This is a genomic window from Nocardia mangyaensis (genome assembly GCF_001886715.1).
In the GTDB taxonomy this organism is placed as follows: Bacteria; Actinomycetota; Actinomycetes; order Mycobacteriales; family Mycobacteriaceae; genus Nocardia; species Nocardia mangyaensis.
This window is the reverse complement of record NZ_CP018082.1, coordinates 3,691,250-3,717,155: the sequence shown is the minus strand read 5'-3', so window position 1 is coordinate 3,717,155 and position 25,906 is coordinate 3,691,250. Positions and strand designations below refer to the sequence as shown.

Annotated in this window: 27 protein-coding genes; 14 read left to right on the top strand and 13 right to left on the bottom strand. The window is 68.5% G+C overall.

Annotated elements, in window-relative coordinates; all coding sequences use genetic code 11:
- Nucleotides 1-2 precede the first annotated feature (2 nt).
- From BOX37_RS16765 to cysD, 4 genes are read right to left on the bottom strand one after another with little or no spacing between them, the layout of a single operon-like run.
- Nucleotides 3-788, bottom strand: a complete 786-nt coding sequence (locus tag BOX37_RS16765) for an SDR family oxidoreductase (protein ID WP_071928474.1) — start codon at nt 786-788, stop codon at nt 3-5.
- The gene (locus BOX37_RS16760; protein WP_071928473.1) at nt 785-2,002 is read right to left on the bottom strand and encodes a hypothetical protein; all 1,218 of its coding nucleotides are present in this window, start codon (nt 2,000-2,002) and stop codon (nt 785-787) included. Before BOX37_RS16760 ends, BOX37_RS16765 begins: the two co-directional genes overlap by 4 nt.
- Nucleotides 1,999-3,876, bottom strand: coding sequence for an adenylyl-sulfate kinase (gene cysC, locus BOX37_RS16755; RefSeq protein ID WP_071928472.1), 1,878 nt, complete (start codon nt 3,874-3,876; stop codon nt 1,999-2,001). Before cysC ends, BOX37_RS16760 begins: the two co-directional genes overlap by 4 nt.
- Nucleotides 3,876-4,781 carry a sulfate adenylyltransferase subunit CysD gene (gene cysD, locus BOX37_RS16750; RefSeq protein ID WP_084759746.1) on the bottom strand — a complete coding sequence of 302 codons (906 nt, stop codon included), beginning with the start codon at nt 4,779-4,781 and terminating at the stop codon, nt 3,876-3,878. Before cysD ends, cysC begins: the two co-directional genes overlap by 1 nt.
- 90 nt (nt 4,782-4,871) lie before the next feature.
- Here cysD and BOX37_RS16745 point away from each other — a divergent pair, with 90 nt between their 5' ends.
- On the top strand, nt 4,872-5,804 hold the full coding sequence (locus BOX37_RS16745; RefSeq protein ID WP_071928470.1) for an IclR family transcriptional regulator: 933 nt from the start codon (nt 4,872-4,874) through the stop codon (nt 5,802-5,804).
- A 486-nt stretch (nt 5,805-6,290) separates the two neighbouring features.
- On the top strand, nt 6,291-7,223 hold the full coding sequence (locus BOX37_RS16740; protein ID WP_071928469.1) for a DUF8017 domain-containing protein: 933 nt from the start codon (nt 6,291-6,293) through the stop codon (nt 7,221-7,223).
- 21 nt (nt 7,224-7,244) lie between these two features.
- On the opposite strand, the gene BOX37_RS16735 is transcribed toward BOX37_RS16740, so the two are convergent.
- On the bottom strand, nt 7,245-7,760 hold the full coding sequence (locus BOX37_RS16735) for a MarR family winged helix-turn-helix transcriptional regulator (RefSeq protein ID WP_071928468.1): 516 nt from the start codon (nt 7,758-7,760) through the stop codon (nt 7,245-7,247).
- Nucleotides 7,761-7,868: 108 nt separating this feature from the next.
- Here BOX37_RS16735 and BOX37_RS16730 point away from each other — a divergent pair, with 108 nt between their 5' ends.
- Together BOX37_RS16730 and BOX37_RS16725 are read left to right on the top strand one after the other, a co-directional pair.
- On the top strand, nt 7,869-9,944 hold the full coding sequence (locus BOX37_RS16730) for an MMPL family transporter (RefSeq protein WP_084759745.1): 2,076 nt from the start codon (nt 7,869-7,871) through the stop codon (nt 9,942-9,944).
- A 61-nt stretch (nt 9,945-10,005) separates the two neighbouring features.
- Nucleotides 10,006-10,896 (top strand): DUF5995 family protein, encoded by an 891-nt coding sequence (locus BOX37_RS16725; protein ID WP_071928467.1) that lies wholly within the window; start codon nt 10,006-10,008, stop codon nt 10,894-10,896.
- 62 nt (nt 10,897-10,958) lie between these two features.
- Here BOX37_RS16725 and BOX37_RS16720 read toward each other — a convergent pair whose 3' ends face one another.
- Complete coding sequence (locus BOX37_RS16720) at nt 10,959-12,686, bottom strand: GMC oxidoreductase (RefSeq protein ID WP_071928466.1); 1,728 nt, start codon at nt 12,684-12,686, stop codon at nt 10,959-10,961.
- Between the two features lie 99 nt (nt 12,687-12,785).
- Between BOX37_RS16720 and BOX37_RS16715 the strand changes: the two genes are divergently transcribed.
- The 5 genes from BOX37_RS16715 to BOX37_RS16695 all read left to right on the top strand — a co-directional run bounded on the left by BOX37_RS16715 (nt 12,786) and on the right by BOX37_RS16695 (nt 16,772).
- The gene (locus BOX37_RS16715; RefSeq protein WP_071928465.1) at nt 12,786-13,502 is read left to right on the top strand and encodes a MerR family transcriptional regulator; all 717 of its coding nucleotides are present in this window, start codon (nt 12,786-12,788) and stop codon (nt 13,500-13,502) included.
- Nucleotides 13,503-13,509: 7 nt separating this feature from the next.
- Nucleotides 13,510-14,250 (top strand): TetR/AcrR family transcriptional regulator, encoded by a 741-nt coding sequence (locus BOX37_RS16710; RefSeq protein WP_071928464.1) that lies wholly within the window; start codon nt 13,510-13,512, stop codon nt 14,248-14,250.
- A gap of 107 nt (nt 14,251-14,357) precedes the next feature.
- Nucleotides 14,358-14,930, top strand: coding sequence for a hypothetical protein (locus BOX37_RS16705; protein ID WP_071928463.1), 573 nt, complete (start codon nt 14,358-14,360; stop codon nt 14,928-14,930).
- A gap of 62 nt (nt 14,931-14,992) precedes the next feature.
- Nucleotides 14,993-15,637, top strand: a complete 645-nt coding sequence (locus BOX37_RS16700; RefSeq protein WP_071928462.1) for a LysE family translocator — start codon at nt 14,993-14,995, stop codon at nt 15,635-15,637.
- 136 nt (nt 15,638-15,773) lie between these two features.
- Nucleotides 15,774-16,772, top strand: a complete 999-nt coding sequence (locus BOX37_RS16695) for an AurF N-oxygenase family protein (protein WP_071928461.1) — start codon at nt 15,774-15,776, stop codon at nt 16,770-16,772.
- A gap of 21 nt (nt 16,773-16,793) precedes the next feature.
- On the opposite strand, the gene BOX37_RS16690 is transcribed toward BOX37_RS16695, so the two are convergent.
- Both BOX37_RS16690 and BOX37_RS16685 read right to left on the bottom strand, forming a co-directional pair.
- On the bottom strand, nt 16,794-17,519 hold the full coding sequence (locus BOX37_RS16690) for a TetR/AcrR family transcriptional regulator (RefSeq protein ID WP_071928460.1): 726 nt from the start codon (nt 17,517-17,519) through the stop codon (nt 16,794-16,796).
- Between the two features lie 38 nt (nt 17,520-17,557).
- Entirely contained in the window at nt 17,558-18,880 is a 1,323-nt protein-coding gene (locus BOX37_RS16685) for a family 1 glycosylhydrolase (protein WP_071928459.1), read from the bottom strand.
- 395 nt (nt 18,881-19,275) lie between these two features.
- Between BOX37_RS16685 and BOX37_RS16680 the strand changes: the two genes are divergently transcribed.
- Nucleotides 19,276-19,758, top strand: a complete 483-nt coding sequence (locus BOX37_RS16680; RefSeq protein ID WP_071928458.1) for a nitroreductase family deazaflavin-dependent oxidoreductase — start codon at nt 19,276-19,278, stop codon at nt 19,756-19,758.
- Here BOX37_RS16680 and BOX37_RS34930 read toward each other — a convergent pair.
- Nucleotides 19,755-20,054, bottom strand: a complete 300-nt coding sequence (locus tag BOX37_RS34930; protein WP_071928457.1) for an LLM class flavin-dependent oxidoreductase — start codon at nt 20,052-20,054, stop codon at nt 19,755-19,757. The genes BOX37_RS16680 and BOX37_RS34930 overlap by 4 nt on opposite strands.
- A 321-nt stretch (nt 20,055-20,375) precedes the next feature.
- On the opposite strand from BOX37_RS34930, the gene BOX37_RS34925 reads away from it, so the two are divergent.
- Nucleotides 20,376-20,678: an NUDIX domain-containing protein gene (locus BOX37_RS34925; RefSeq protein ID WP_276207202.1), complete on the top strand. Its 303-nt coding sequence runs from the start codon at nt 20,376-20,378 to the stop codon at nt 20,676-20,678.
- A 5-nt stretch (nt 20,679-20,683) separates the two neighbouring features.
- Here the strand turns inward: BOX37_RS34925 and BOX37_RS16665 are convergent, their stop codons facing one another.
- Both BOX37_RS16665 and BOX37_RS16660 read right to left on the bottom strand, forming a co-directional pair.
- Entirely contained in the window at nt 20,684-21,391 is a 708-nt protein-coding gene (locus BOX37_RS16665) for a cation diffusion facilitator family transporter (protein WP_156910432.1), read from the bottom strand.
- Nucleotides 21,391-21,720 carry an ArsR/SmtB family transcription factor gene (locus tag BOX37_RS16660; RefSeq protein WP_071928456.1) on the bottom strand — a complete coding sequence of 110 codons (330 nt, stop codon included), beginning with the start codon at nt 21,718-21,720 and terminating at the stop codon, nt 21,391-21,393. Before BOX37_RS16660 ends, BOX37_RS16665 begins: the two co-directional genes overlap by 1 nt.
- Before the next feature lie 136 nt (nt 21,721-21,856).
- On the opposite strand from BOX37_RS16660, the gene BOX37_RS16655 reads away from it, so the two are divergent.
- Nucleotides 21,857-22,516 carry a DsbA family protein gene (locus tag BOX37_RS16655; RefSeq protein WP_071931580.1) on the top strand — a complete coding sequence of 220 codons (660 nt, stop codon included), beginning with the start codon at nt 21,857-21,859 and terminating at the stop codon, nt 22,514-22,516.
- Between the two features lie 57 nt (nt 22,517-22,573).
- A complete protein-coding gene (locus BOX37_RS16650) occupies nt 22,574-23,125 on the top strand; it encodes a dihydrofolate reductase family protein (protein ID WP_071928455.1) in 552 nt (183 codons plus the stop codon).
- Between the two features lie 172 nt (nt 23,126-23,297).
- Here the strand turns inward: BOX37_RS16650 and BOX37_RS16645 are convergent, their stop codons facing one another.
- Both BOX37_RS16645 and BOX37_RS16640 read right to left on the bottom strand, forming a co-directional pair.
- Nucleotides 23,298-24,503 (bottom strand): site-specific integrase, encoded by a 1,206-nt coding sequence (locus BOX37_RS16645; protein WP_071928454.1) that lies wholly within the window; start codon nt 24,501-24,503, stop codon nt 23,298-23,300.
- A 73-nt stretch (nt 24,504-24,576) separates the two neighbouring features.
- On the bottom strand, nt 24,577-24,816 hold the full coding sequence (locus tag BOX37_RS16640) for a hypothetical protein (RefSeq protein WP_071928453.1): 240 nt from the start codon (nt 24,814-24,816) through the stop codon (nt 24,577-24,579).
- Nucleotides 24,817-24,944: 128 nt separating this feature from the next.
- Between BOX37_RS16640 and BOX37_RS16635 the strand changes: the two genes are divergently transcribed.
- The gene (locus BOX37_RS16635; RefSeq protein ID WP_071928452.1) at nt 24,945-25,544 is read left to right on the top strand and encodes a hypothetical protein; all 600 of its coding nucleotides are present in this window, start codon (nt 24,945-24,947) and stop codon (nt 25,542-25,544) included.
- Nucleotides 25,545-25,906: the final 362 nt, after the last annotated feature.

The following is a 25,906-nucleotide window of genomic DNA, read 5'->3' as shown; positions in this document are numbered from 1 at the left end:
GCTCAGTTGTGGTATTCGCCGCAGTTGACGTCGAGGGTCTGGCCGGTGATCGCGCTGGCCCAGTCCGAGGCGAGGAACACCACGGCGCGGGCCACTTCGGCGGGTTCGGGCAGGCGCGCGAGATCGGACTTGGCGGCGGTCTGGTCGTAGACCTGCTCGGCGGTGATGCCGTACTTGCCGGCGATCTCGCCGAAGTACCACTTCAGCTGGTCGGTCCAGATGTAGCCGGGCAGCACGCTGTTGACCCGCACGCCCTTGCCGCCCAGCTCGGTGGCCAGCGTCTGCGACATGGCCAGCAGCGCCGCCTTGGCGAGTTTGTAACTGCCATAACGTGGTTCGGAATGGCGCACGACCATCGAATTGATCATTACCACCGCGCCCTTGGCCTCGGCGAGCGCGGGAGTGAACGCCTGCGTCATGCGCAGTCCCCCCAGCACCGTCATGTCCAGGCTCGACCGGATGTGGTCGAAATCGGTGCGCTCGAGCGGCTTCATCGACGGCGTCGAGAACGCGTTGTTCACCAGCGCGTCGACCCGCCCGAACGCGTCGACGGTCCGCGTCACCAGATTCGCCACCGCCGCCTCGTCGGTGATGTCGGTCGGCACGCTCAGCGTCGCGCCACCCGCGGCCTCGATCTCGGCGGCTACCTCCAGCAGGCGCGCTTCGGTCCGCGCCGCCAGCACGACCGTGGCACCCGCGGCGGCGGCCTCCAGACAGATCGACCGGCCGAGCCCGGGGCCGACCCCGGAAACGACGACGACTTTCCCGTCCAACAGTGCCCCGCTCATCCGAGCATCCTCTCTGCGAAGGCCCGCTGCCGGGCCGCGATCCGATCGCGCCAGCCCGCGGCGGCGATCCGGTTGTTCTCGAAGTGCGGAAGGTGCTGGGCGACTTGGTCGATCCCCGCCACCGCGACGGTGGGGCCATCGGCCTCGGTCATCGGCCGATCGGTGCGCTGCCACCGGAATTGCAGGATGCCGCGGGTGCGGCCGGTGGTCTCGATCCAGTTCGCGATTCCCGGGTTGCGCTTGCAGACCACCATCCGGATCAAGCCGTCCGGGTCCACCTGCGCCTGCGCGTGATTGAGGCTGGTCTGATGGTTGACGTAGTCCAGTGAGATGTACCAGAGACTGCCCAGCTGGAATCCCTGATACGGCGCGTCCGACTTCGGCACGGTGATGATCAGCGCCTGATCGTCGGCGAGATCGAAATGTCCGACCGAGGAATACTGGGTACTCAGCCCACCCGGGGTGAGCCGAGGCGCGGTGAGCGTGTTCACCGGCAGATCCAGATAGAACCACTGGGGGAAGTTGAACCAGGTGTGCACCCGTGTAATCAGCATCTTCCCGGCCGCCCTGTACCGCTTGCGCAGCCGCGCCAGATCGGGTTCGACGGGCGCGGTGCCGATGGTGTCGACCCGCTCGATTCGGATCGAACCCTTGCTTTCGGCCCAGTCGCTGTAGACCTCCCGCACCGCGAGCATCGACGCGCCCTCACCCAGCGCGAAATAGCCGGGCCCGGCATCGGGTTTCGCCGGTCCGAACCGGATCGCGAAGCTCCCGTCGGCGTCGATCGGAATCCGCCGGTCGTCGAAGGCGTCCTCGCCGCCGGGCACGTCGGTCGCGGTGTAGTCACCTTTGAGCACCTGGAAACTCAGGTCGACCGTGCTGCCGCGCACCCCGCTGACCACGTACTCGGCCCCGGGTTCGATATTCGCGTGGTAGTAGAGCGTATCCGGATTGTCCAGGCCCATCTTGGCGTAGGGACCGGTCGAGGAGATGAAGTACGGATGACTGGTGCCGTGCGCGCCCGAGAGTCGCAGGCAGGCGGCGGCGCTCGCCGCGAGGTAGTCGTAGCCCTCGGCGAGGTCTTGCTCGTCGCGGACGAATTCCGCCCCGGCGATGAGCTTCTCGGCTTCGGCGACGGCGGCGAGGAACGGCGCGGTGAGCGGTCCCGGTGGGGCGGTGCTACCGGCTTCGGTGGCGGTACTGGAATGTGTCAACGGTCTGCGATCCCTAGCTCTCGGAGGATGTGGGCGGCGATCTCGGCGGGAGAGCCGAGATCAGGGGTGATGACGAGGTCGGCCTGCTCGGGTCGCTCGTAGGGCGAGCCGATGCCGGTGAAGCCGGGCAGCTCACCAGCGCGGGCCTTCGCGTAGAGGCCCTTGGCGTCGCGGCGCTCGCATTCGGCCAGCGGGGTATCGACGAAGATCTCGTGGAACGGCAGCTCCCGATCGGCGTGCGTCGTCCGGGCGCGGGTGCGCTGGGCGGTGTAGGGGCTGATCACCGAAACGATGGCGACCGCACCCGAATCGGCGAACAAAGCGGCGACCTCGGCGACCCGGCGGACGTTCTCGTCGCGGTCGGCAGGGGAGAAGCCGAGGCCCGCGTTGAGACCGTGGCGCAGATTGTCACCGTCGAGCAGATAGGCGGGCCGGCCGGCGGCGACGAGCTGACGCTCCAACTCGACCGCGATCGTGGACTTGCCCGACCCGGACAGACCGGTCAGCCAGACGGTGCTGCCCTCGTGCGTGCGATCGGCACGACTCACCGCCGAACGATGCCAGACAACGGGCCGCGGTGAGAGCGATTCCTCGGCGTGCTCGATGTGCCCGGCGCCGGTGTCGCGGCCGGTGATCATCCCCGCGGCGACCGTCTGATCGGTCACCGGATCGATCAGGATGAAGCTGCCCGTGCGCCGATTCTCCCGGTACGGGTCGGAGAGCAGCGGGTGCCGGCTGCGCAGATGGATGCGCGCGATGTCGTTGAGCGTCAACGTCTCCACGTCCTCGACGCGGTGCAGGGTGTTCACATCGAGCCGGTAGTCGATGGCGGTGACTTCCGCGGGTGCGGTCTGCGCGGCGGTGCGCACCAGGTATTGCGCGCCTTCGCGCAACTGCGCGTCCTCGGCGAACCAGCACACCATGGCGTCCAGATCGGTGCCGAGTTGCGGCCGGTTGCCGGGCCGGGCCAGCAGGTCGCCGCGGCCGATGTCGATGTCGTCGTCGAGGGTCAGCGAGATCGCCATCCCGGTGAACGCCTCGTCCACCTTGCTGCCACCGGGCCCCCAGATCTCGCGAACACGGGAGGTGATCCCGGCGGGCAGCACCACCACTTCGTCGCCGGGTTTGAAGATGCCGCCCGCGATGGTGCCCGCGTAGCTGCGATGATCGAGTCCCTGCTGCGCCCGGATGACGTACTGGATGGGCAGCCGAGCGTCGATGAGATTGCGGTCCGAGGCGATGTGGACGTCTTCGAGCTGGCGCAGCAGCGGCGGCCCCGGATACCAGTCCATGTGCTCGGACCCGTCGACGACATTGTCGCCGAGCAGCGCCGAGACGGGCACGAAACTCAGGTCCCCGACCGTCAATTTGGCGGCGAAGGTGGCGAATTCGTCGCGGATCTCCTCGAACCGCTCCTGCGACCAGTCCACCAGGTCCATCTTGTTCACGCACACCACCAGGTGCGGTACCCCGAGCAGCGTCGCCAGGAAGGCGTGCCGGCGCGTCTGTTCGCAGACGCCGGTGCGTGCGTCGACGAGGATCAGCGCCAGATCGGCGGTGGACGCCCCGGTGACCATATTGCGGGTGTACTGCACATGTCCGGGGGTGTCGGCGATGACGAACTTGCGGCGCGGTGTCGTGACATAGCGGTAGGCGACATCGATGGTGATGCCCTGCTCGCGTTCGGCGCGCAGCCCGTCGGTCACCAGCGCGAGATCCGCACCGGCACTGCCGCGTTCGGTACTCACCCGTTCGATGGCGGCCAACTGGTCGTCGAACAGCGACTTGGAGTCGTAGAGCAGTCGGCCGATGAGCGTCGACTTGCCGTCGTCGACGCTGCCCGCGGTCGCCAGGCGCAACAGATTGCGGCGCATCAGAAATAGCCCTCTCGCTTGCGGTCTTCCATACCGGTTTCGGAGATCCGGTCGTCGGCGCGGGTGGCGCCGCGCTCGGTGAGGCGGGTCGCCGCGGTCTCGGCGATCACTTTCGCCGGGGTGTCGGCGGCGCTTTCCACGCACCCGGTGCAGGTGGCGTCGCCGACCGTGCGGAATCGGACGGTCGCCTCGAAGGTCCGCTCGCTGGGGGAGGGGGTGACGAATCGGGTCGCCGACAGCAGCATGCCGTCCCGTTCGACGACGGTGCGTCGATGCGCGTAGTACAGCGTGGGCAGGTCCACGGCCTCCCGGTCGATGTACTCCCAGATGTCGAGCTCGGTCCAGTTCGACAGCGGGAACACCCGAATGTGCTCGCCTGCCTGATGGCGCCCGTTGTAGAGGTTCCACACCTCGGGTCGCTGTGCCCGCGGATCCCACTCGCCGAATCGGTTGCGGAAGCTGAACACCCGCTCCTTGGCCCGCGCCTTCTCCTCGTCGCGGCGCGCACCGCCGAACACCGCGTCGAAGCGGTGCTCACCGATCGCGCGCAGCAATGTCGTGGTCTGCAGCGGATTGCGCGTGCCGCCGACGCGTTCGACCGCGCGACCGGCGTCGATGTCGTCCTGCACCCGCGCGACGAGCAGCCTGGCTCCGGTGCGCTCGGCGGTGCGATCTCGGAACTCGAGCACCTCGTCGAAATTGTGTCCGGTGTCCACGTGCAACAGCGGAAACGGCAGTGGTGCGGGCCAGAACGCCCGTCGCGCCAGGTGCAACAGCACCGCTGAATCCTTGCCGCCGGAGAACAGCAGCACCGGCCGTTCGAAGGTGGCGGCCACCTCTCGGAAGATGTGCACCGACTCGGCCTCGAGGGCCGCCAGGTGCGTCAATTCGTACCCCGCCTGCACTATTCACCCACTTCGTTCCCTGCGCTGTCGTCGGGCGGAAATCCGCCGACGAGTTGCGGTGTCGAATATTCGACGCTAGTGTTCGATATTGTGACACCGACGATAGGCCCGGCTGTGGATGCCGGTCAAGAGGCGATTCCGGATCCGGCGCGTGCGGGCGAGGGATCCGGCGCCCTGTCGCCGCCGACGCACCGGGTGGTGCGGGTACTCGAACTGCTGTCCCGGTACGCGACCGAACGACTCTCGCTGGCGCGCATCGTCCGCGAAGCGGGTCTCTCGCGCGCCACCGCGCATGCCGTGCTGGCCCAGCTCACCGCCGATGGCTGGACGGTGCGCGACGATGACGGCTGCTATGGCATCGGCCTGCGTCTGCTCACGGTCACGCGCCGCGCCGAGGCGGCGTTCCCCCTGCGCCGCACCGCCCTGCCGCATCTGCGCACGCTGTCCGAGCAGGTCGGCGTGCCGGTGTTCCTCGCCGAACGCGACGGGGAGAACATCGTGGTTACCGAGGTCGTCGGGAACCCGTCGGCGGGCTGGATCCGGCAGGGGCGCAGACTCCCGCTGGCGCCGCCGGTCTGCCGCGAATTCATCGCCTGGGCACCGGAATCCGCGCGTACCGCCTGGCTCGCCACCGCGGATCCCGCCCACCGCGACCGGCTCACCGGCGTCCTCACCGAGATCCGCGCCCGCGGCTACTCGGTGGAACGCCTCGTCGACGACTCGACCCCGATGCTGGAAGCGCTCGCGGGCCTGCGCGATTCGCCGATCACCGCCGCATTGCGCGCACAACTCGGGTCGGTCATCACCGACCTGATCACCATCGACTACCTGCCCGACGAACTGGGCGCCGAGAACGCGGTGGTCACCCTCGCCGCGCCGATCCGGGATCGCGGCGGCGCGGTGGTGGCCGCGGTCGTCAGCTGCCCGGATACCCGGCTGACCAAGCAGGAGCTGAACGATCTCGGCGCCGCCACCAGCGCGACTGCCGATCGGATCACGACCGGCGGCGAGGACGAGGGTTGACATCGGCCCCGGCATGGACCCGCAGGGCACGGATGCGCCCACCGCCGAGGCGGCCACCGAATCCGCGCCGCCCGCGGTGCCGATCGCTGTACCGGATCGATCGCCGGTCCGGTACAGCGACTCTCGACCCCGAATGGGCGGTAGTCGCGCCGGATGGCCGCCGCGGCCGGATCTCGCGTGTCCCCGAGCGCGGTCCGCCATTACCCTGTCAGGGAACCTGACGCGATACGACCCGACGGACGGTCGCGGCGACAGGTGGCGAGGAAGGACGGGGACGTGGCGAACGACAGCGATCGGTGGTGGGAGGCGCCAGGAATGTCGGAGCCGAACGCGGGGCAACAACCACCCGTGGCGGACCCGACGATGCTGGCGGGCGGATCGAGCGGAAGTCCGCGGCCTGCCGCGCCGGGCCGGACTGGTGCGACCACACCGGGCTCAGAGCCCTACTCTCAGCCCGCCGTCGCACAGCCGTACGGCACTGCGCCGGTGGCCGATCCGACGCTCCTCGCCGGTGGACAGTTCGCGGCACCCCAGGGAAATGTCGCGCCGCCTGGTTCGGGGCAGTACTCGCAGCCCGCGATCTCGCAGCCATATGGCCATCCGCAACAGCACTACCCGCCCCAGTACGCCGGGCAGCAGCCGTACCAGCAGCCCGGCTACGCCCAGCAGCCGTACGGCTACGCTCCGCAGGCGTATCCGGGCCCACCACGCCGCAGCGGTGGTTCGGGACCGATCCTCGCGGTGGTGGCGCTGGTCGCGGTCGTGGTCATCGGCGGTGCGGTCGCCCTCGCCTACGCGGTCGGTGCGTTCGAGGACGGTTCGACCGCTGCCTCCTCGACCACCTCGGTGACCCCGACCGGGCCGTTGACCGGCACGTCGACCGCGCCCCTCTCGCCGGGTGCGCAGGGTGTGCTCATTCCCCAGTATCGGGTCGCCTACGACGTGCCGAGCACGTGGACAATCGACTCCGAATACTCCAGTGTTTCCCTGGTCGGCCGCTCCGGGACCTTCTCCGGGCGCGGCAAGACCTTCGAGGGCGCCGCCTTCTGCCCCGGCTCCGCGTATCGGGCGCTGGCGGGAGTCGGCACCAGCACCGAATCCGACCCGGCCGCCGCCGCGACCGCGGTGGCCACGATGTCCGCGGAATCCGGCTACTCCGACCCCACCGGCGGCAAGCTCACCGCGCCCACGTCACTGACCACCGAGAGCGGCCTGACCGGGCAATTCGTCGAGACCTCTGGCGCGTGGACGCCCAGGGTCGGCGGCTGTACCGCCGACGCCTACTCGGTCTACACCTTCGCCTTCCGCAACGCCGCGGGCCAAGTGCTGGCCCTGACGATCCTGGCCGACCGGAATGCCACCGGGGAACTGACGGCCGCCGACGCCATGACGATGATCGCCAGCCTGCGCCTGGTGTAGCCGATCGACCGCCGCCGATGTCTAGTCCGCGGCCTGGCCGGATTCCGGTAGTTCGGCGTAGAACTCGCGCAACGCGGCGGTGACGCCGACGAGCACGCGATGGGCAGCGGCCAGATCGCTGTCGGGCAGCTCGCCCAGCGCCGCCCGGGTGCGAGCACTGAGTGGACCGAAGAATCCGGCCGCGACGGACATGCCGTGCTCGGTGTAGCCGAGATGGACGCGTCGCCGGTCCGTGGCATCGGGTACCCGCTCCAGATGGCCGGACTCGATCATCCGCTCGAGCAGGTAGGTCACCGCGGGCGCGGAGACCCCCATGAGTTTGCTCAGCTGGCCCGCCGTCACCGGCGCGCCCTCGGCGTCTGCGGTCGCTACGTGCATCAGAGCGCGGAAGTCGTTCGGGCGCAAGCTGTTCGACCGCGCGAAGACATGGCCGATCTGTTCGGAGATGGCGGTCAGTGCACGCAGATCCCGAGCGATCTCGGTTTCGAGCCCCGTCCGGTCGGCATCCGGATCGGTGTTCGCGGTGTCCTCGCCCACGCGCGGTCTCCTCTCACTGTCCGGCTGCGAGCTTAGCGGCTGACGGGCGCGGGCATTGCCAAGTAGTTAAGTTTCTGAAATAGTTTCGGCGTGCGAGTGAACGATGGGATGGGATGGGACCGATTCGCCGGATTGGTCACCGGTCGGCGATCGTGGGCCGTGCTGCTGGCCGTCCTCGCGGCCGCGGTGGCCGTGATGGCGCTGGCGGGCGGCAACGACAGCGCGGGGCAGGCTCCGAATTCGCTACCGTCGTCGGCGGAATCGGCGCTGGCCGCCGAGGCGGCCGCGCGATTCCCGGACGCGGGGACCGCCACCGCGATCATGGTCGCCACCCGCACCGACAACGGCGTGTTGACCCCAGCGGACCTCGCCGCACTGGACACCGCGCTGACCCGAGCGGGTGTGTCGGCGACCGACGGACCCCGCCTCATCCCCGCGCCCGACAATCGTGCCGCTCTCGCGCAGATCCCGGTGCCCGCCGAACTGAACGGTTTCGCGCTCACCGACCGGATCGCCGAGCTACGGGTCGCCTTGACCACCGACCTGCCCGAGCCGCTGCGCGTGCAGGTCACCGGCGGTCCGGCCTTCGGCGCCGATATCGCCGACTCGTTCTCCGGGGCGAACACCCTGCTGCTGCTCGTCACCGCGCTCGTGGTGATGGTGCTGCTGATCGTCACCTACCGCTCACCGATCCTGTGGCTGGTCCCCTTGTCGATCGTCGGCCTGGCCGACCGCGTGGCCATCAGTGTCGACACCGCGCTCGCCCAGCTCACCGGGCTCGCCTTCGACGGTTCGACCTCAGGTATCACCAGCGTCCTGGTCTTCGGCGCCGGAACCAACTACGCCCTGCTGCTGGTGTCGCGCTACCGCGACGAACTGCATCGGCACCCCGACCATCGAGTGGCCTTGCGCGCGGCGGTGCGCCATGCCGCACCGGCCATCGTCGCCAGCAATGTCACCGTCGTTCTCGCGCTGCTGACGCTGCTGCTCGCCCTGCTGCCCAACACTCGCAGTCTCGGCGCGTTCGCCGCCGCGGGGCTCGTGGTCGCGCTGATCTTCGTGCTCGCGGCGCTGCCGCCCGCGCTGGCGCTGTGCGGACGACGGGTCTTCTGGCCGTTCGTGCCGCAGGCGGACGGCCGCGACACCGCCGCCCACGGCGTGTGGTCCGCCGTGGCCACCCGCGTGGTCCGACGCCCCGCCGTGGTCGCCGGTAGCGCGTCGGTGATCCTGGTGCTGCTGGCGACCGGGCTCGCGACCACCGATATCGGGCTCTCGCGCACCGAACAGTTCCGGGTCCAAGCCGAATCGGTGGACGGGCTCGCGACCATGGCCCAGCATTTCCCGTCCGGTTCCTCGGACCCGGCCGTGGTGATCGCGCGTACCGAGGCCGACACCACCGTGCAGCAGGAACTCGATGGTGTGCAAGGTGTTTCGCGTGCGACCGTGACCGGAGCCTTCGACGGCACCACCCGGTGGTCGGTCGTGCTGGACGCGGAACCGGGCTCGGCGCAGGCCTTCACCATCATCGAAGCGATCAGGGCGGCGCTCGGCGCGGTGCCCGGCGCGGAGGCGCTGGTCGGTGGTTCCGATGCCGAGGCGCTCGACATCCGCGATGCCGCCCGCCGCGACCAGGCCCTGGTGATCCCGCTGATCCTGGTGGTCGTGCTCCTGGTCCTGCTGGCCCTGTTGCGGGCCGTTCCGGCGGCGGTGCTGCTCGTCGGTGTGACCGTGCTCAGCGCGCTCGCAGCCCTCGGTGCGGGCAGCTGGATCAGCGGCACGGTCTTCGGCTTCCCGGCGCTGGACACCAACGTGCCATTGTTCGGATTCCTGTTCCTGGTCGCGCTGGGGGTGGACTACACGATCTTCCTGGTGACCAGGGCGCGCGAGGAGGCCGACACCTATGGCACCACCCGGGGAATGGTGCGCGCGGTCGCCTCGACCGGGGCGGTCATCACCAGCGCCGGTGTGGTGCTCGCCGCGGTGTTCTGCGTGCTCGGCGTGCTACCCCTGATCACGCTCACCCAGCTGGGCATCGTTGTCGGTATCGGCATCCTGCTCGATACTTTCGTGGTGCGGACCCTGGTCGTTCCGGCGCTGTTCGCCTTGCTGGGCGACCGGGTCTGGTGGCCGACGACGCCCGCGACAACCGAAGCCACAGACGCCGAGCCGGTCCACGCCAGCTGAGCTGGGGGGCACACGGGCGCGTCGATGAGCGGGATCGGTTCGGACATGGTGAGATCTGCGGATGCGGGTTTCGAGCGGGGCGGCTGCCGTCGCCGCGACACTGATCATGTCCCTGCCGCTGGTCGGCGCCGGACCGGCGTCCGGTGCGGTATCGAACACAGCCTGCGGATCGACACTGTCGGAGACCGACATCGCCGATATCGCGCGTCTTTCGGACACCTCGGCGATCGCCGGCGCCGATGATCTGGCCAGGCTCGAGGACGCGGTCGACCGGCATCACCGCATCACCGAGATCCTCGTCGAGCACCGGGACCTGCGCGGGCTGTTCGCGATCGGGCTCGACGGCGTCGAGTACGCCGCCGTCATGCCGCTACAGCGGGACCCCGGCGCCTTCCAGAACCGCGCCTACGCGCACGCGATCAGCCTGGAGTTGCTGAGTCGGTTCCTCGACAACCTGCACGCCGAATTCACCGGCGGCATCGCCGAACCGCAGTGGGCGCACTACTTCGCGCTGACCAAGGACTGCGAGGTGTCACGAGCCAGAACCGCCATGGCCGGATACAACGCGCACCTGACCGTGGACCTGACCTATTCGGTGGCCGCGATCGGCACCCGCCCGGAGAACGCGCCGGACTACTTCACGATCGTCGCTGCGATCGCCGCGGCGGGTGAGGTGATCGTGGAGCGCACCAAAGCCGTCTACGACGCCGACCTCGGGCCACTGTGGCGGTTCTACTTCGTCGGTGAGGGATTGGATCAGCTCTTCGGCGAGGGTGTCGCCACCGAGCAGCTGCTCATCGCCGCCGACCTCGGCGCGAACACGGTCATCTTCGCGAACGGTCTCGCCCTGCAGGATCCCGCGCTCGCACCCGCGGTCCGCGCCGAAGTGACAGCACTGTGGCAGGCCGCCGACCTGGCGTTCGACGCTTTGGCCCGCATCAACGCCCTCTGACCGACACGGGAGCGGCCCCGGACTCGCGGTGGAACAGCGAGTCCGGGGCCGTCTTTCGAGACTCAGCCCGCAGTCTTCTCCTTGCCCCGGATCTCCACGATCGGCAGCACCAGGGCGGCGGGTGCACCCTCGGGAACCACCGGCTGAACGGGGGCGACCGGCGCGATTCGCGAGTACCCGGCACTCTGCTCGGGCCGGGTGTCCACCTCGCCGTTGTTCGGCCAGTACGCGGCCGCGCGCTCCGCCTGGGCGGTGATGGTGAGCGAGGGATTCACCCCGAGGTTCGCCGAGACCGCCGCACCGTCGACCACGCTGAGCGTCGGGTAACCGAACACCCGGTGGTAGGCATCGATCACGCCGTGTTCGGGGTCGGCGCCGATGGCCGCCCCGCCGAGGAAGTGCGCCGTCAGCGGGACATTGAACACCTCGCCCCAGGTACCGCCCGCGACGCCGCCGATCTTCTCCGCGACCCGGCGGGTCACGTCGTTGCCCGCGGGGATCCAGGTCGGATTCGGTTCGCCGTGGCCCTGTTTGGAGGTCAGCTTGCGACGGCCGAACAGGCCACGCTTGGTGTAGGTGGTGATCGAATTGTCCAGGTGCTGCATGACCAGCGAGATGATGGTGCGCTCGCTCCAGTTCTTCACGCTCAGGAAGCGCAGCATCAACAGCGGGTGCAGGATCACGACCCCGAGGAACCGCAGCCAGCGGGGAATCTTGCCGCCACCGTCGACCATCAGCGTCTGCATCAGGCCCATCGAGTTCGACCCCTTGCCGTAGCGCACCGGTTCGACGTGGGTGTCGGGGGTGGGATGGATCGAGGAGGTGATCGCGACCCCCTTGGTGAAGTCCTGGCCCGGTGCCAGTGTCTTGGTTGCCGCGCCGACGATCGACTCGGAATTCGTGCGGGTCAACAGGCCGAGCTTGTCCGACAGTTTCGGCAGTGCGCCCTGATCGCGCATGGCGTGCAGTAGCTTCTGCGTGCCGAGTGTGCCCGCGGCGAGCACCACATGCTTGGCGGTATAGGTCTTGGGAGCCTTGCGGACCCAGGCGCCGGTACGCTCGGTGGCGACATCCCAGCTGCCGTCGGGCAGCGGGCGCAGCGCGGATACTGTCGTCATCGGAATGACCTGCGCGCCGGCCTGTTCCGCCAGATACAGGTAATTCTTGACGAGGGTGTTCTTGGCGCCGAACTTGCAGCCGACCATGCAGTCACCGCATTCGACACAGCCGGTGCGCTGCGGGCCGACACCGCCGAAGTAGGGGTCGTCGACGGTCTCGCCCGGCTCGCCGAAGAACACGCCGACGGGGGTCTGTACGAAGGTGTCGCCGACGCCCATGTCCTCGGCGACGGACTTGAAGATCTCATCGGCGGGCGTCATGTGCGGGTTCTGCACCACGCCGAGCATCTTCTTGGCCCGCTCGTAGTAGGGGGTGAGCTCGGAGCGCCAGTCGGTGATCTCGCGCCACTGCGGGTCCTGGAAGAACGGCTCCGGCGGCACATAGAGGGTGTTGGCGTAGTTCAGCGAGCCACCGCCGACCCCGGCCCCGCCCAGGATCAGGACGTCGCGCAGCGGGTGGATGCGCTGGATGCCGAAGCAGCCGAGCTTGGGCGCCCAGATGAACTTGCGCAGGTCCCAGCTTGTTTTGGGCAGCTCGTCGTCGGCGAAACGACGACCGGCTTCGATGACACCGACCGTGTAGCCCTTCTCGACCAGGCGCAGGGCGGTGACACTGCCGCCGAAGCCGGAACCGACGATCAGGACGTCGAAGTCGGTGGTGCGCTCGGGCATGCGGGAGCTCCTCGATCGGTGTCGACAGTGACGTGGGTAACGCTAACGTCGACAGCCAGAGCTGTCAAAGTCCGGCCCGGGCGGCCCTATGCTGGTCGCGTGCCCCGATACACCCGCGCCGAACTCGCCGACGTCAGTGGTGTCGCGGCGCGCACCATCCGCTACTACCACTCCCTCGGCGTCCTGCCGAAACCCGGCCGCGCGGGCAAGGAGGTGGTGTACTCCGACCAGCACCTGGACCGGCTGCGCGACATCGTCGCCATGCAGGCGCGCGGGCTGCGTCTCGAGGCCATCCGCGAGGTGTTCGAGGCCGAATCGCAGGCCGGTGACTGGCGCACGCTGTTCGACCCGCGCGCGGGCGAAGGTGCCGCCGCGGTCGACGACGCCGAACTCGCCGCGCTGCTCGGCGACCGCGGCGCCGAAGTACTCACCGAGCTGATCGCCGCGGGGTATCTCGAGCGTGCCGGCGACCGCTGGGCCGTCGGGGACCGGGCCATGTTCAAGGCCGCGCTGGTGCTCTACGACGTCGGCTTCGACGTCACGCTGAGCGGTGTGCTGCGCACGCTGATCAGCTCTCGCCTCGCCGACCTGGCCGACGAAGTCGTCCGCACCGTGCGCGAGGCGGCGGGCACCGCCTACGGCGGTGAGGACGTCACCGTGGACCTGGGCCGATTCCGCGACCGGATGCGGGCTGTCGCCTGGGAGGTCGGCGGCGCCACCTTCGCCGCCGAGATCGAACGCGCCGCCACGCAGGACCGCCCGGTCGACGACACGGCCGGACACCGCGATCTGCACGGCGCCGCCGGTGGGCGATGATCGGAGGATGAGTTCCGATCAGCTCGGCCCGCGGGCCCGCGCCCGCGCGCAGACGATCGCCGAGATCAAACGCATCGGCCGCGAGCACCTGGCCTCCCAGGGTGCCGCCGCGCTCTCCCTGCGGGCCGTGGCCCGTGACCTCGGCATGGTGTCCTCGGCGGTATATCGGTACGTGAGCAGCCGCGACGACCTGCTGACGATGCTGGTGGTCGACGGCTACAACGCCCTCGGCGACGCCGTCGACGCGGCACTGACCGACGCCCCCGTCGACCCAGCGAGCCGGTTCCGGATCATCGGGCGGACCGTACGGGAATGGGCACTGGCCGAACCGGCCTGGTACGGGTTGCTCTATGGCACGCCGGTGCCCGGCTACCACGCCCCGGCCGAGGACACGAGCGCGCCGGGGCTGCGCGTGATCGCGACCCTGCTCGGCGTCATCGACAGCGCCTACCGAGCCGGACTGCTCGACACCCCCGGCGCCGACCCTGCGATCTCCGCCCGCACCGCCGCCGACTTCGCGGCGATCCGCGAGCAGTTCGACCTGATCGCCCCGGACTGGCTGATCGCCGCCGCCCTCGGTGCCTGGACCACCCTGTTCGGCGCGGTGAACTTCGACGTGTTCGACATGTACGGCCGCGACACTTTCGCCGATCGCGCCGAGATCTTCGAGCTGCAGATCGAGCAGTTGCTCGGGTTGCTCGGCTTCGCCGTGCCGCGCCCGGTTTCCACGGACCGATCGGTACGGTAGCGATCTAGGTGGTTCCCGCGGTATGTGGGGTGAGAACTGTGTGAACGGCGAGGCCGGAGGTTTCGCCAACGAACGGGAGTACCCGATTGAATTCTCGCGAGGAAATCTTGCGCCGAGTCCGTGACGGGCTGCTCGACCTCCCCGACGACGAGCGCCGGGTGCCCATGCGCCGCTCCGCGGGCACCGGCGACGCCGCCGACCCGGCCGAGCACGCCGCCGTGCTGGCCCGGTTCGCCGAGCGGTTGCGCGAGCACGGGTCGCTGGTGCGTCACGTCGACGTGGCCGGCCTGCCCGCCGTGGTGGCCGACGTCCTCTACGGGATGAACGTGCAATCCGTCCTCGCCCCTGTCGAGCCCGGCCCGGCCTGGCTCGACCACTGGGCCAGCGCACCGGGGCACCGAGTCCTCCACGGCGGCATCGCCTCGGTGGACGCGGGCGACGCGGTCGTCCGTGACGCCGTGGCGGGGGACGCCTCCACCGGCTCACTCGCCCTCGACGTCGACGGTGCTCCCGGCGTCTCCGAATCCGTCCCTCAGGTGTGCGTCGTGCGCGCCGACCGTGTCTACGGCTCCCTCCCCGACGCCCTCGACCGCCTCGACCCCCGCCGCCCCCTCGTCTGGCTCGGCGGCCCCGGCGACGCCGACCTGGCCCGCCAACTCGTGGTCCTGCTCGTCGAATAGCGGTCCGGCCTGCCGAGGAAACCCGTTGCGGGCGCGGTCGTTCGCCGCTAGCGTCCGGCCCCATGGTTTCCTGGGCCCACCTGCTGTCTTTCGCGGGACTGTCGTTCCTGCTGGTGCTGATCCCCGGTCCGAGCGTGCTGTTCACCATCAGCCGGGCGCTCACGGTCGGACGGCGCGTCGCTCTGCTGACGGTGGTCGGCAACGCCGCCGGCGTGTACGCGCAGGTCGTGGCGGTCGCGTTCGGCCTCGGCGCCCTGGTGGCCACCTCCGCGACGGTCTTCACCGCGGTCAAACTCGCCGGCGCGATCTACCTGGTCTACCTGGGTGTCCAGGCCATCCGCCACCGTGCGGACCTGGCCAGGGCGATCGAGCCGGGCGCGGTCACGCGGACCTTCTCCACCGCGGCCGCCGTGCGTGACGGGTTCGTGGTCGGCTTCGCGAACCCGAAGACGATCGTGTTCCTCGCCGCGCTGCTCCCACAGTTCGTCGACACCGCCCGAGGTTCGGTTCCGCAACAGATGCTGCTGCTCGGTCTGTGCATTCCCGCGTTCGGACTGGTCTGCGATTCGATCTGGGCGCTCGCCGCCGACACCACCCGCACCTGGTTCGCGCGAACACCGGGTCGCCTGGCCGCCCTCGGCGGCACCGGTGGCCTGGTCATGATCGGGCTGGGCGCGTCCCTCGCTTTCACCGGCCGGAAGGACTGAATCGGGGAAGGTCTCGGTTTCGGACTCGCGGGGCCGCGGGGGTTGTCTGGGACTGTGAGTCTCAGTTATTCTCGGATCAACCGGTGTGACGGCGCTTACGGCGCTGGGCGGCCGGATGTGAACCGAGGAGGCACCGATGACGCTGACCGAATCGAGCCGTGGCGAACTCATCAGCGAGGAGTACCGAGATGCGTTGGCAACCCTGTCGCAGGGGTCTGTCGACCGGCATTTCGATCCCTACCTCGACATCGACTGGGATTCGCCCGAGCTCGCCCTTGACCCGAACGATGTGCGGTGGGTGCTCTCGCCGAACGTCGATCCGCTCGGCGCGACCCAGTGGTATCGCGACCAGCCGCTCGACAAGCAGATCGCGATCGGCAAGTGGCGCACCGCCAATGTGATCAAGGTCGGCGCGGCCTTCGAGAGCATCCTGATCCGCGGAATGATGCAGTACATCATGAAGCTGCCCAACGGCTCACCCGAGTTCCGGTACTGCCTGCACGAGATGACCGAAGAGTGCAACCACATCCAGATGTTCCAGGAGCTGGTGAACCGCATCGGCGTCGATGTGCCGGGAATGCGCCCGATGTTCCGGGCGCTCTCGCCGCTGATCGGCGTCGCGGGCGGCTACGCCTACGCGATCCTGTTCATCGGCATCCTCGGCGGCGAGGAGCCGATCGATCATTACCAGAAGGCGGTGATCCGCGAGGGCGAGAGCATGCCGCCGATGGTGTTGCGCACCATGGAGATCCACATCGCCGAGGAGGCACGCCACATCTCCTTCGCCGGTGACTTCCTCACCGCGCACGTCGGCCGGATGGGCAAGTTCAACCGGGGTGCGTGTTCGGTGGCCTTCCCGATCGCCATGCGTTGGCTCGCGAACGAGATCATGGCGCCGCCGCGCTCGTTCGGGCCCGAGTTCGGCATTCCGCGCGAGGTGATCGAGCAGGCGTTCTGGAAGTCCGAGCACTCCAAGCGGATTCTGTCGGGCTACTTCGGTGACATGCGCCGCTTGGCCGATGACCTGGGCCTGATGAACCCGGTCGCCAAGCAGCTGTGGAAGCGACTCGGCGTCGACGGACCCAAGTCGCGCTATCGGAGCGAGCCCGAGCGCAGCGCGCGCCACGTCGCCTGAGCGGGCCCCGGTGGCGGTGGTTCAGCCGCCACCGGTGGCCAGCTGGGTGATGACCGAGGTGAGCTGCTGCTCGGGATCGAGGGTGAGGCCGTGGCGGCGGGCGACACCGTCGACCACGTGCCATGCGTAGGAGGCGACCTCCTCGATCAACTGACTTCTGGTCAGCACCGGATTCGGATCATTGGCCCAGCGGGTCACGGTGGCCTCGGTCATCGAGACGATGGCGAAAGTCATCGCGTCGGCCGAGCCGTCGTCGGCGACACCGACCACCCCTGCCAGACCGGTGACCAGCGTCCTGGTCGAGGCCGCGATGGTGCCGATCAGCTCGCTCATCGCGTCGATGTCGGAACCGGCCTCCGACGGTCCGGTTCGCAGGAAATCGTGTAACCGCGGATGTTCCTGGATCCAGGTCACCACACCGCCCACGGTGCGCACGAGGATCTCGTGGATCGATCCCTCGCCGATGTCGAGCGCGTCCTCGATGTCGGCGACGAACCGGTCGGCGATCTCACTCCTGATCCGGCGATCCAACTCGTCGCGGCCGGCGAACTGCCGGTAGACCACCGATTTCGCGAGCCCGGCGTGTTCGGCGATCTGCACGATCGGCACCTCGACACCGGCCGGCGACTGCTCGAGCAACTCGATCGCCGACAGCACGATCCGCTCCCGGCGGCTGTCGTTGTGCGGTTGCCATCGGGCTTGTCTGCCGCTCACGGCGCTGGAGGGGCGTGACGTTGCGCTCGACACCCGCCCGAGTGTAGAGCACCCGACAGTGTCCGAATCCGCTACCGAGGGACCGACACCGGGTCGGTGCAACTCGTCGGCAGGTGGACCAGAGAACACGCCGCGGGCGGACGCGTCGGCCGATAGCCGGCGGCGACACCACCGGTCGTGGCGATCTCGCGGTAGGCCGCCACCGCATCGGTCGGCCGACGGATGAGGGCCGGGTCGGTCAGCACATCCACGGTGTAGAGACCGAAACGCGGTGTGTAGGAACCCCATTCGTAATTGTCGGTGAGGCTCCAGTAGTTGTAGCCCATCACCGGGATGCCGTCGGCCACGGCGCGTTGCAGCCAGTAGACGGTGTCGCGCAGTGAATCGGCGCGAGTGTAGCCATCCGGGCGCGGCAGACCGTTCTCGGTGGGGATGCCGTTCTCGACAATGTAGAGCGGGCGGCCGGGAAAGCGCTGCGCGTAATGGTCGAGCGCGTAGTAGATGCCCTCGGCCTGAAGCGGCATCGTCCAGAGTCGCTCGAGGTCGGGCACCTGCAGGTCGGTGGGGGAGTAGCCGTAGTAGTAGTCGATGCCGATGTAGTCGAGGCGATCCGCGATCCGGTCGACTATCGGACCGCTGACGGCGTCGTCGACGGCGGGGATGTAGGCGACATTGCTGGTGACCTGCGAGCCCGGGCGCACCTGGTGAATGTAGTCGTAGATGCTGTTGTGCGCCTGGGTGATCCGCTCGCCCATGGTGAGGACGTCGGTGGCGCTGATGCCGCCGTGGCGCAGTTCGTTGACCAGATAGACCGTCGGCTCGTTGAACGTCACCCACAGTGGATCCGTCGCGGCATAGCGGTCGACCACCCGGCGGGCGTTCGCCAGCCAGTTCACCACCATCTCGGTGTCGCGCCAGCCGCCGCGGTCGACGGCCCAGCCCGGGAACACCCAGTGATCAAGCGTCAGCATCGGCCGCATCCCCGCCGCGACGATCGCGTCGACCACACCGTCGTAGAAGGCCAGCCCGGCTTCGTTCCAGACTCCGGGTTGCGGTTGTACCCGTGCCCACTCGATGCCGATGCGGTACACGCGCACACCGAGATCCGCAGCCAGTGCGATGTCTGAGCGGTAGCGGTTCCGGAAGTCGACCGAGTCGAGGTACGGGTCTTCGGTGGCGCCGGATTCGGCATAGCGGCGCCAATTGCTGTCGGGCGCGTCACCTTCGGCTTGGAATCCGGAAGCGGCCACGCCCCAGAGGAATTCGGGACCAACCGGTGAGATCCGGTCTGGTGGCGTTGGCCGGGCGACAGCGGGGGAGGTGCTGGCCGTGAGCAATGCCGCGGCGGTGAGAGCGAGGGCGGCGAGGAGTCGGCGTCCGCTGGGGGAGGGCATGGCGCTCCTGGAGCTAGGGAAGAAGGGGGAGTGCGCTCAGTGTGCGACATCAGGCCCGGTCGGCGGGGGAATTCTCCCGGTGCGCCGAACGTCGGCCACCAGAACAAGATATTATCTCCATACGTAGATATGCGCATTTACTAATGCATATCTCCTGCTCACCTTACTCACACTTGAAGCATGTCCGCACCTTTACAACCCCAAGCAAGGAAGGGGAGGGGTGGCTTGGGAAAGTAGGTCCCGTTCCGGTGTTCAAGTCGATGGCGCATGCGGTGCGCTCCGGCAGGGTGGAACATCCAGCATGTCGCGGCGGCGCTCCGGCCACCCGAGTGAGTTGTCTCTCAGCGGGCCGTCGTGAGTGGGTGGATCGGGTTCGCTCGAGCCAGGATTCGTGGATGGTGTGGAATCCCTTGCCGCGCGTCGCGCGCGTGTTCGCGGAACAACCCTGGGTGATGCGTGGGGGCGTTGTCGTACTTCCGGCCGAGCGGCTGTTGCGCAGGCTCAGTGGTGGCCGGTGGGGTGTGCTCGATCTGGCCGGCTTGCCGTCGATCGAGGTGACTGTCGTCGGCCGGAAGTCGGGGCAGCCGCGGACGACCTCGCTGCTGTGCGTGCCCGACGGGGACGGGTTCTATCTCGTCGGTTCGAACTGGGGCAAGCCTGAACATCCGGCGTGGTCGGCGAATCTGCGTGCCGCGCGTACGGCGTCGGCGCGCTTCGACGGCAGCTCCGCTTTCCCGGTGCGGGTCACCGAGATCACGGGGGTTGATCGCAAGAGCGTGTGGGACCAGGTGGTCGAGTTCTGGCCGGGCTACGAGATGGAGTTCCAGCGTTCGGGTGGCCGTGAGTTCCGGATCTTCCGGCTCGACCGGATCACCTAGTGAACCGCGGACAATCCCGGTGCAGGATCGTCCCACTGGGCGATGGCGGTGTCGGCGAACAGTCGCATGCTGGTGCGGATGGCCGCCGGTGTGGGTCCGGCCGGTTGCACATTGCAGAGGAAGTCGGTGGCGTCGGGCAGGACGAGGTCGCCGCGGAGACTTCTGTGCCGGTGCCGAGGTAGCCGTGACCGGTGTCTCCGCGCGTCGGCCCCGGCGCCGAGGCCGAGTTCGAGCCGTCCGCTGCTCAGCGCGTCCACAGTGGCCGCGTCCTCGGCCAAATCGAACCCGAACCGCATTACCCACCCGTCCCATCACCATCGCCGCTGTTCCACCGTAGTTCGCGATCCCGGGTTGTGCTGGGTCGGGTTGGGACCTTGTCTTACACGCCACCGCCGCTGGTAGATCCTGGTCGTGGCAGGCATCGTGGAGCGGATGAGCGAACGAGTGGAGCGGGTCGACGAGCACGACCGGGTGCTGGGTGTGGTCGGGCGGGGCGAGGCGATCCGGGCGCGGTGGCTGCATCGAGTGGCGACGGTTGTGTGCCGGGATGCCGCGAGTCGGATCCTCGTCCATCGGCGACCGGCTGACTCCCTGCGTTCCCCGCGCACTACAACTGGTTGATCGGGGGCGCGGTGTCCGTCGGTGAGTCCTATGAGCAGGCTGCCGCGCGGGAGTTGGCCGAGGAACTCGGGGTGCGGACCAGGCCGCGGTTCGTCGAGAAGTTCTTGTGCGAGGGGGAGATCGCGCCGTACTGGCTGGCCATCCACGACGTGGTGATAGACGTGGATGTACACCCGGATCCAGCTGAGATCGCTTGGTGCGACTGGATTCCGGAGACAGCGCTGCGGTCCGTGCTCGGACAGTGGCTGTTCGTGCCCGACAGCATCGAGGCGTTCCACCGATTCGCCGCACAGCGGTAGTGAACCTACTGGTCCTTCCCGGTGGCGCAGCAGTTGTCCCCGCAATCATCGCCGCTCCGGCCGAAGGGGGTTGTCGAGCAGCATGTTTCGCCCTTCCACGCGTTGCGGCCCTCCTTGACCGCGATCACCGCGATCACCAGCGCGGCGACCGGATCGGCCCAGGACCAGCCGAACACACTGTTGAGCAGCAGGCCCACCAGCAGAACCGCCGAGAGATACGTGCACAGCAGTGTCTGTTGGGAATCGGCCACCGCTGAGGCGGACCCGAGCTCGCGACCTGCCCTGCGCTGAGCGGCGGCGAGCACCGGCATGATGGCCAGGCTGATCGCGGCCAAGGCGATGCCGATCGTGGAATGTTCGGCTTCGCCGACCCCGAGGAGCGCCCGCACGGAAGTGACGGTGACGTAGGCGGCGAGGGCGAAGAAGGAGAACGCGATGACCCGCAGCGCGAACTTCTCCCGCTTCTCCGGATCACGCCCGGCGAACTGCCAGGCGACCGCGGCAGCGGAGGACACCTCGATGACCGAGTCCAATCCGAACCCGATGAGCGCGGTCGAGGACACCCGAGTGCCCTCGGTGAGCGCGATGACCGCCTCGATCACGTTGTAGGTGATGGTCGCGCCGACGAACCACTGAATCCGACGCACCAGCAACGCTTTACGTGCCGGATCCGGCACGGTCGGAATTGTGGCAGGCAACCCGAGGGATGCCATCAGCAGCACCCCTCGGTGTCGGCGTTGCGGCAGTAGGCCGGATCGACCGAGAGCACCAGCCCGAGCAGATCATCCAGCGCGGCACCGATCCGAGCATCGGCCAGCTCATAGCGTGACCGTCGACCTTCCGGCACCGCGACAACCAGCCCGCACCCCCGCAGGCAGGCCAGGTGATTGGACAGAATCTGGCGCGAGACCCCGATCTTGTCCGCAAGCTCGGCCGGGTACGCCGGCCCGGCGCGCAGTTCGAGCAGGACACGGGTCCGGGTCGCGTCGGACAAGGCGTGCCCGAAGCGGGCCAGCGCGTCGGTGTGCAGTACGGTCTCCATCTTCGTGACTGTACAGTTAAATCTGTATTCAGGGAATATTGGATTGCCCCGCTCCGCGAGATAGCATGGCCGCCATGATCAAAGACTCCCGATATGTCCCGTTTGGCCGAAGTCGGCTCCGGTGACGGTCCGCTCGGTGTCGCGCCGCGTCCGAATCCTGACCACGGTGGCCACCGTGCTGGTCATCGCTGTCGGCGCGGTCGTGCTGGCTGCCGCCCGCACCGACGAGCGCGCACCAGCACGCGACGCGGACAGCACCGCCGAGCCGGCTGTGGCGGTGCGCCCGAACAGTCACCGGTTGTCCGACCCCGCTGGGGCCCGGGTGACATTGGTCGAGTTCCTGGACTTCGAGTGCGAGGCATGCGGAGCGATCTACCCCGCCATGGAGCGCCTACGCGCCGAATACGGCGACCGGGTCAGCTTCGTGGTCCGCTACTTTCCGATCCCCGCCCACCGCAACTCCGGCCGAGCCGCACTCGCCGCCGAAGCCGCTGCCGAGCAGGGCGGATTCGAGCGGATGTACCAACGCTTGTTCGAAACCCAAGCCGAATGGGGCGAGAAACAGTTCCCTCAGGACGCGGTCTTCCGAGGCCTGGCAACCGAAATCGGCCTGGACATGGCAGCTTTCGACCGCGCGTACAACCATCCGAGAACCGCGACCCGCGTCCAAGCGGACTTCGACGAAGGCCTGTCTCTCGGCGTCCAGGGCACACCGACCTTCTTCATCAACGGCAAGAAGATCACGGTCACCGGTTCTCGAGAACTCGCCGCCGCCTTGGACTCCGCGCTGGAGTGATCGCACTCGTCCGGCGAGTACCGGTGAGTTTCGGGTGTGGAGCAGGTCTACTCAGGTATGAGGAAACTGATCTATGGGTTCGGTGTGTCCCTGGACGGCTACATCAACGACCGGGACGGCAAGATCGACTGGACGGACCCGGACGACGAACTGCACCAGTTCCACAATGATCGCTACCGCGAGCTCGAGATCTCGCTGCACGGTCGTCGGCTCTACGAGCTGATGGCCGACTACTGGCCGCACGTGCCCGAGGACGCACCGCCCATCGAGCGCGAGTTCGGCGACCTCTGGACGAACAAACCCAAGGTCGTCTTCTCCCGAACGCTCGCCGATGTCGGCTGGAACAGCACTCTGGTCAGCGAGAATGCGGTCGAGGAAGTCCGCAAGCTCAAAGCCGGTGGCGACGGCGTCATGGAAGTCGGTGGCGCGAACCTCGGCGCCGCACTGATCCCGCACGGGCTCATCGACGAATACCAGCTGTTCGTCTCGCCGGTGATACTCGGTGGCGGGACGCCGGTGTTCCCCGCACTGGATCAGCGCATTGGGCTCCGACTGGTCGAGACCAGGCACTTCAGCACTGCGGTGATGCTGCGCTACCTCGCGGAGTGAGGCCGCTTCGATCAGCGGGTGAGAATGCACGTGTGGACCGAACGGGGCCTGCCCGCGATGGCCGAAGCCATCACGACCATGCGAGGGCCCCTCCCCACTGACTCGGCGCCCGCCGATCTCGCACGCACCGGGCCTCGGCGCGTCGGGTCGGATGGCGGGTGGTGTGGGTGGATCAGAGGCCGAGTTTGGTGACGGCGTTGTCTTCGAGGGGGTTGGCGGTGCGGATGTAGTTGTGCACGGTGCGGGGGTTGGACCAGCGGCCTTGGCGCATGATCTCGCGGTCGCTGGCGCCGCCGAGGGCTGCTTGGGTGGCGAAGCCCGCGCGTAGGGAGTGGCCGGAGAAGAGGGTGGGGTCGAGGCCGGCGCGGGCGGCGTAGCGCTTGACGAGTTCGGCGACGGCGCGGCCGGACAGTGCGGTGGGGGCGATGCCGCCGTGGCGGGTGATGGTGGGGAACAGGGGGCGGTCGGGGTCGGCGCCGAGCGGGGTGCCGGCGAAGCCGTGACAGCGGTGGATGCTGGGGTCGGTCGGCGGATGGTCGGCGGTCCAGGCGCGGGTGCCCCGGTCGCCGGTGGCGGCGTGGACTTCCAGCAGCCGCACCCAGTCGGCGAACGCGCAGATCGGGCAGGTGTGGGGGTGAGTGCCGCGCGGCAGGGCGACGCGTTGTTCGGCGATACCGGTCTGGTCGGTTTTGGTGGTCGGCAGGTGCACGACGAGCAGCGGTTCGCCGGTGGTGTGATCGGTGCGTACGTGTACGTCGCTGATGCGCAGACCAGCGAGTTCGCTGCGCCGCAGCGCTCCGGCGAAGCCGACCAGCAGCGCCAGCGCGTCTCGGCGGCGGGCGGGTTCGGTGGGCCAGCCGGGCTCGGGCAGGTGAGCGAGCAGCTGGTCGAGGGTGTGCAGCAGGACCGGTCGTTTGCGGGTCGGGGGCGTACGCCGGGTCCGTCGGATGCCGCGCAGGGTGAGGCGCACGACGTCGGAGCGCGTCGGCGAGGGCAGGCCGTTGGCGGCGTGCACGGCGGCGATGGCGGCGGATTTGCGGTCCAGGGTCGCGGGACTGAACGCCCAAGCGCCATGGGCACGACGGGCGTCGGCGGCCGCGGCGAGATAGACCGCGACATCGAGGGGGTCGGCGGGCAGGGCCTGGCGTTGCTCGGTCGCACACCACCCCGCCCACGCGATCCAGTCGGTCCGGTAGGCGCGCAGGGTATTGGCCGACTGGGAGGCTTCGAGGTAGCGGCGCAGCGCGCCCGCCTGGTTGTCGTCGAAGCGTTCGCGGACCAGGCGCAGAGCCGCGGTGTCGACGAGGACGCTGCGGACGCCTTTGCGCAGTTCGGTGCGCACCTGCTCGGGTAGTACGACCGCCCCGCTGCCGCTCACCTGGCCGCTCCTCGCGTGAATCAGTCTGTCGCCGATGACTCCTGGCGTTCGAGCCTAGGTCATCGCCGCGCGGTCAGGGCAACTCCTCGAGTTCGGCGAGCTGGGTGTGGATGTAGGCGGCGAGTCGATGGCGCGCCGCGCCGGTGAGGAAGCTGGTGTCGCCGAGCCGCGGGAAGTGGTCATCGATCGGCTCGGACGGGGTTTCGGTGGGGTCGGGCGTATCGCCGACGAGTTCGAGACGTGCCGGATGCTGCTGGGAGAGAGGAACATTCGGTTCGTCCGGGTCGGTGGTTGCTACTCCGGTACGTACCATGCCTGAACCCTAACGTTTTGGTTACAGTCGTTGCCAACGCGATAGGCCAGACAGTGATTACCGCCACGTTTTGATCGCGGCGGGTCTGGATGGGTTTGGCCAGGCTCTCAGCGGTTCATCATGAACGGATGGAGGTCGTCATCGCCGAGACGGAGATCCGCTTCGCGAACTATGAGTTTCCCGGCGCCACCGTGTATCCCGGTGGAGCGGTGCCGGTACCGGAGATCCGGGACATCGATCCACGGGCCATGCCGCCGGAGGTTCGCACCGTGCACGGGGAAACGCTGTTCTTGCCGTCGGCGTGTCAGCCTGAGCTCTGCGAGTTCCGCCGCCGCAACGCCATCCCGGTTCGACGGCGACCTGATATCTGGTCCGACCTGCTCGAACCATTCCTCGACACCTCATTCGATCAAGAACACAGCCGCGCCACCGAGCAGCGGCTGGAACGGGCGGGTCTGTCGCCGGCCGAGGTGATCGAGATCCGCCGCCGCGTCCAACCGGTGATGGTCGCCTACAACTTCGACAGCATGTTGTGGGAGTGGGTGCACCTTGGCCTGTTCGACCTGCTCAGCGCCGCGAGTGGGTCCTTGGTCCCGCCCGCGGTGTGCGCGACCCTGGGTGACCCGGTGACGCTGTACTCCTGGGCCATGCACATCGCCGAACGCACCGGCGGCAAGAGCCCTAGTGGCACCGGTTCTTCGTCCGAGCAGAACTCCTCGACGGGTTGAGCGCCTGACCGAGACGCCTGCGCGCGTTCGAGCGCTACGTCGTCGATGACATCGGACGGACTCGATCTGCTCGCCGGTTCTCAACCATCCGAAGCAGGCCCGGACCGGCGGCCGCGAAGACTGCCGTCCCGCCTGCCATCAGAACACCGATACGCGCGGCGCGCCGGGGCATGCCTTGCCGGGCGGCGACGATCACGGCTCCCGCGTCGAAGAGATCCATCGCGATCCCGGCTCTCAGGGTCGCGCGCCGGACTGCTTCTTCGGAGTGCAGGGCACCGGCCCCGAGGATGACGTCGCGGACACCGAAAGCTTTGATCCAGACACCGCCGTCAGGTCCGGGGTATCCGATGCCACCACAGCGA

What these genes read in the sequence shown, in the direction of transcription:
- BOX37_RS16765 (WP_071928474.1), bottom strand. Translation starts at nt 788, where the DNA reads ATGAGCGGGGCACTGTTGGACGGGAAAGTCGTCGTCGTTTCCGGGGTC.
- cysC (WP_071928472.1), bottom strand. Translation starts at nt 3,876, where the DNA reads ATGCGCCGCAATCTGTTGCGCCTGGCGACCGCGGGCAGCGTCGACGAC.
- BOX37_RS16730 (WP_084759745.1), top strand. Translation starts at nt 7,869, where the DNA reads ATGGGATGGGACCGATTCGCCGGATTGGTCACCGGTCGGCGATCGTGG.
- BOX37_RS16725 (WP_071928467.1), top strand. Translation starts at nt 10,006, where the DNA reads ATGCGGGTTTCGAGCGGGGCGGCTGCCGTCGCCGCGACACTGATCATG.
- BOX37_RS16720 (WP_071928466.1), bottom strand. Translation starts at nt 12,686, where the DNA reads ATGCCCGAGCGCACCACCGACTTCGACGTCCTGATCGTCGGTTCCGGC.
- BOX37_RS16710 (WP_071928464.1), top strand. Translation starts at nt 13,510, where the DNA reads ATGAGTTCCGATCAGCTCGGCCCGCGGGCCCGCGCCCGCGCGCAGACG.
- BOX37_RS16700 (WP_071928462.1), top strand. Translation starts at nt 14,993, where the DNA reads ATGGTTTCCTGGGCCCACCTGCTGTCTTTCGCGGGACTGTCGTTCCTG.
- BOX37_RS16695 (WP_071928461.1), top strand. Translation starts at nt 15,774, where the DNA reads ATGACGCTGACCGAATCGAGCCGTGGCGAACTCATCAGCGAGGAGTAC.
- BOX37_RS16685 (WP_071928459.1), bottom strand. Translation starts at nt 18,880, where the DNA reads ATGCCCTCCCCCAGCGGACGCCGACTCCTCGCCGCCCTCGCTCTCACC.
- BOX37_RS16680 (WP_071928458.1), top strand. Translation starts at nt 19,276, where the DNA reads ATGGTGTGGAATCCCTTGCCGCGCGTCGCGCGCGTGTTCGCGGAACAA.
- BOX37_RS34930 (WP_071928457.1), bottom strand. Translation starts at nt 20,054, where the DNA reads ATGCGGTTCGGGTTCGATTTGGCCGAGGACGCGGCCACTGTGGACGCG.
- BOX37_RS16665 (WP_156910432.1), bottom strand. Translation starts at nt 21,391, where the DNA reads ATGGCATCCCTCGGGTTGCCTGCCACAATTCCGACCGTGCCGGATCCG.
- BOX37_RS16660 (WP_071928456.1), bottom strand. Translation starts at nt 21,720, where the DNA reads ATGGAGACCGTACTGCACACCGACGCGCTGGCCCGCTTCGGGCACGCC.
- BOX37_RS16650 (WP_071928455.1), top strand. Translation starts at nt 22,574, where the DNA reads ATGAGGAAACTGATCTATGGGTTCGGTGTGTCCCTGGACGGCTACATC.
- BOX37_RS16640 (WP_071928453.1), bottom strand. Translation starts at nt 24,816, where the DNA reads ATGGTACGTACCGGAGTAGCAACCACCGACCCGGACGAACCGAATGTT.
- BOX37_RS16635 (WP_071928452.1), top strand. Translation starts at nt 24,945, where the DNA reads ATGGAGGTCGTCATCGCCGAGACGGAGATCCGCTTCGCGAACTATGAG.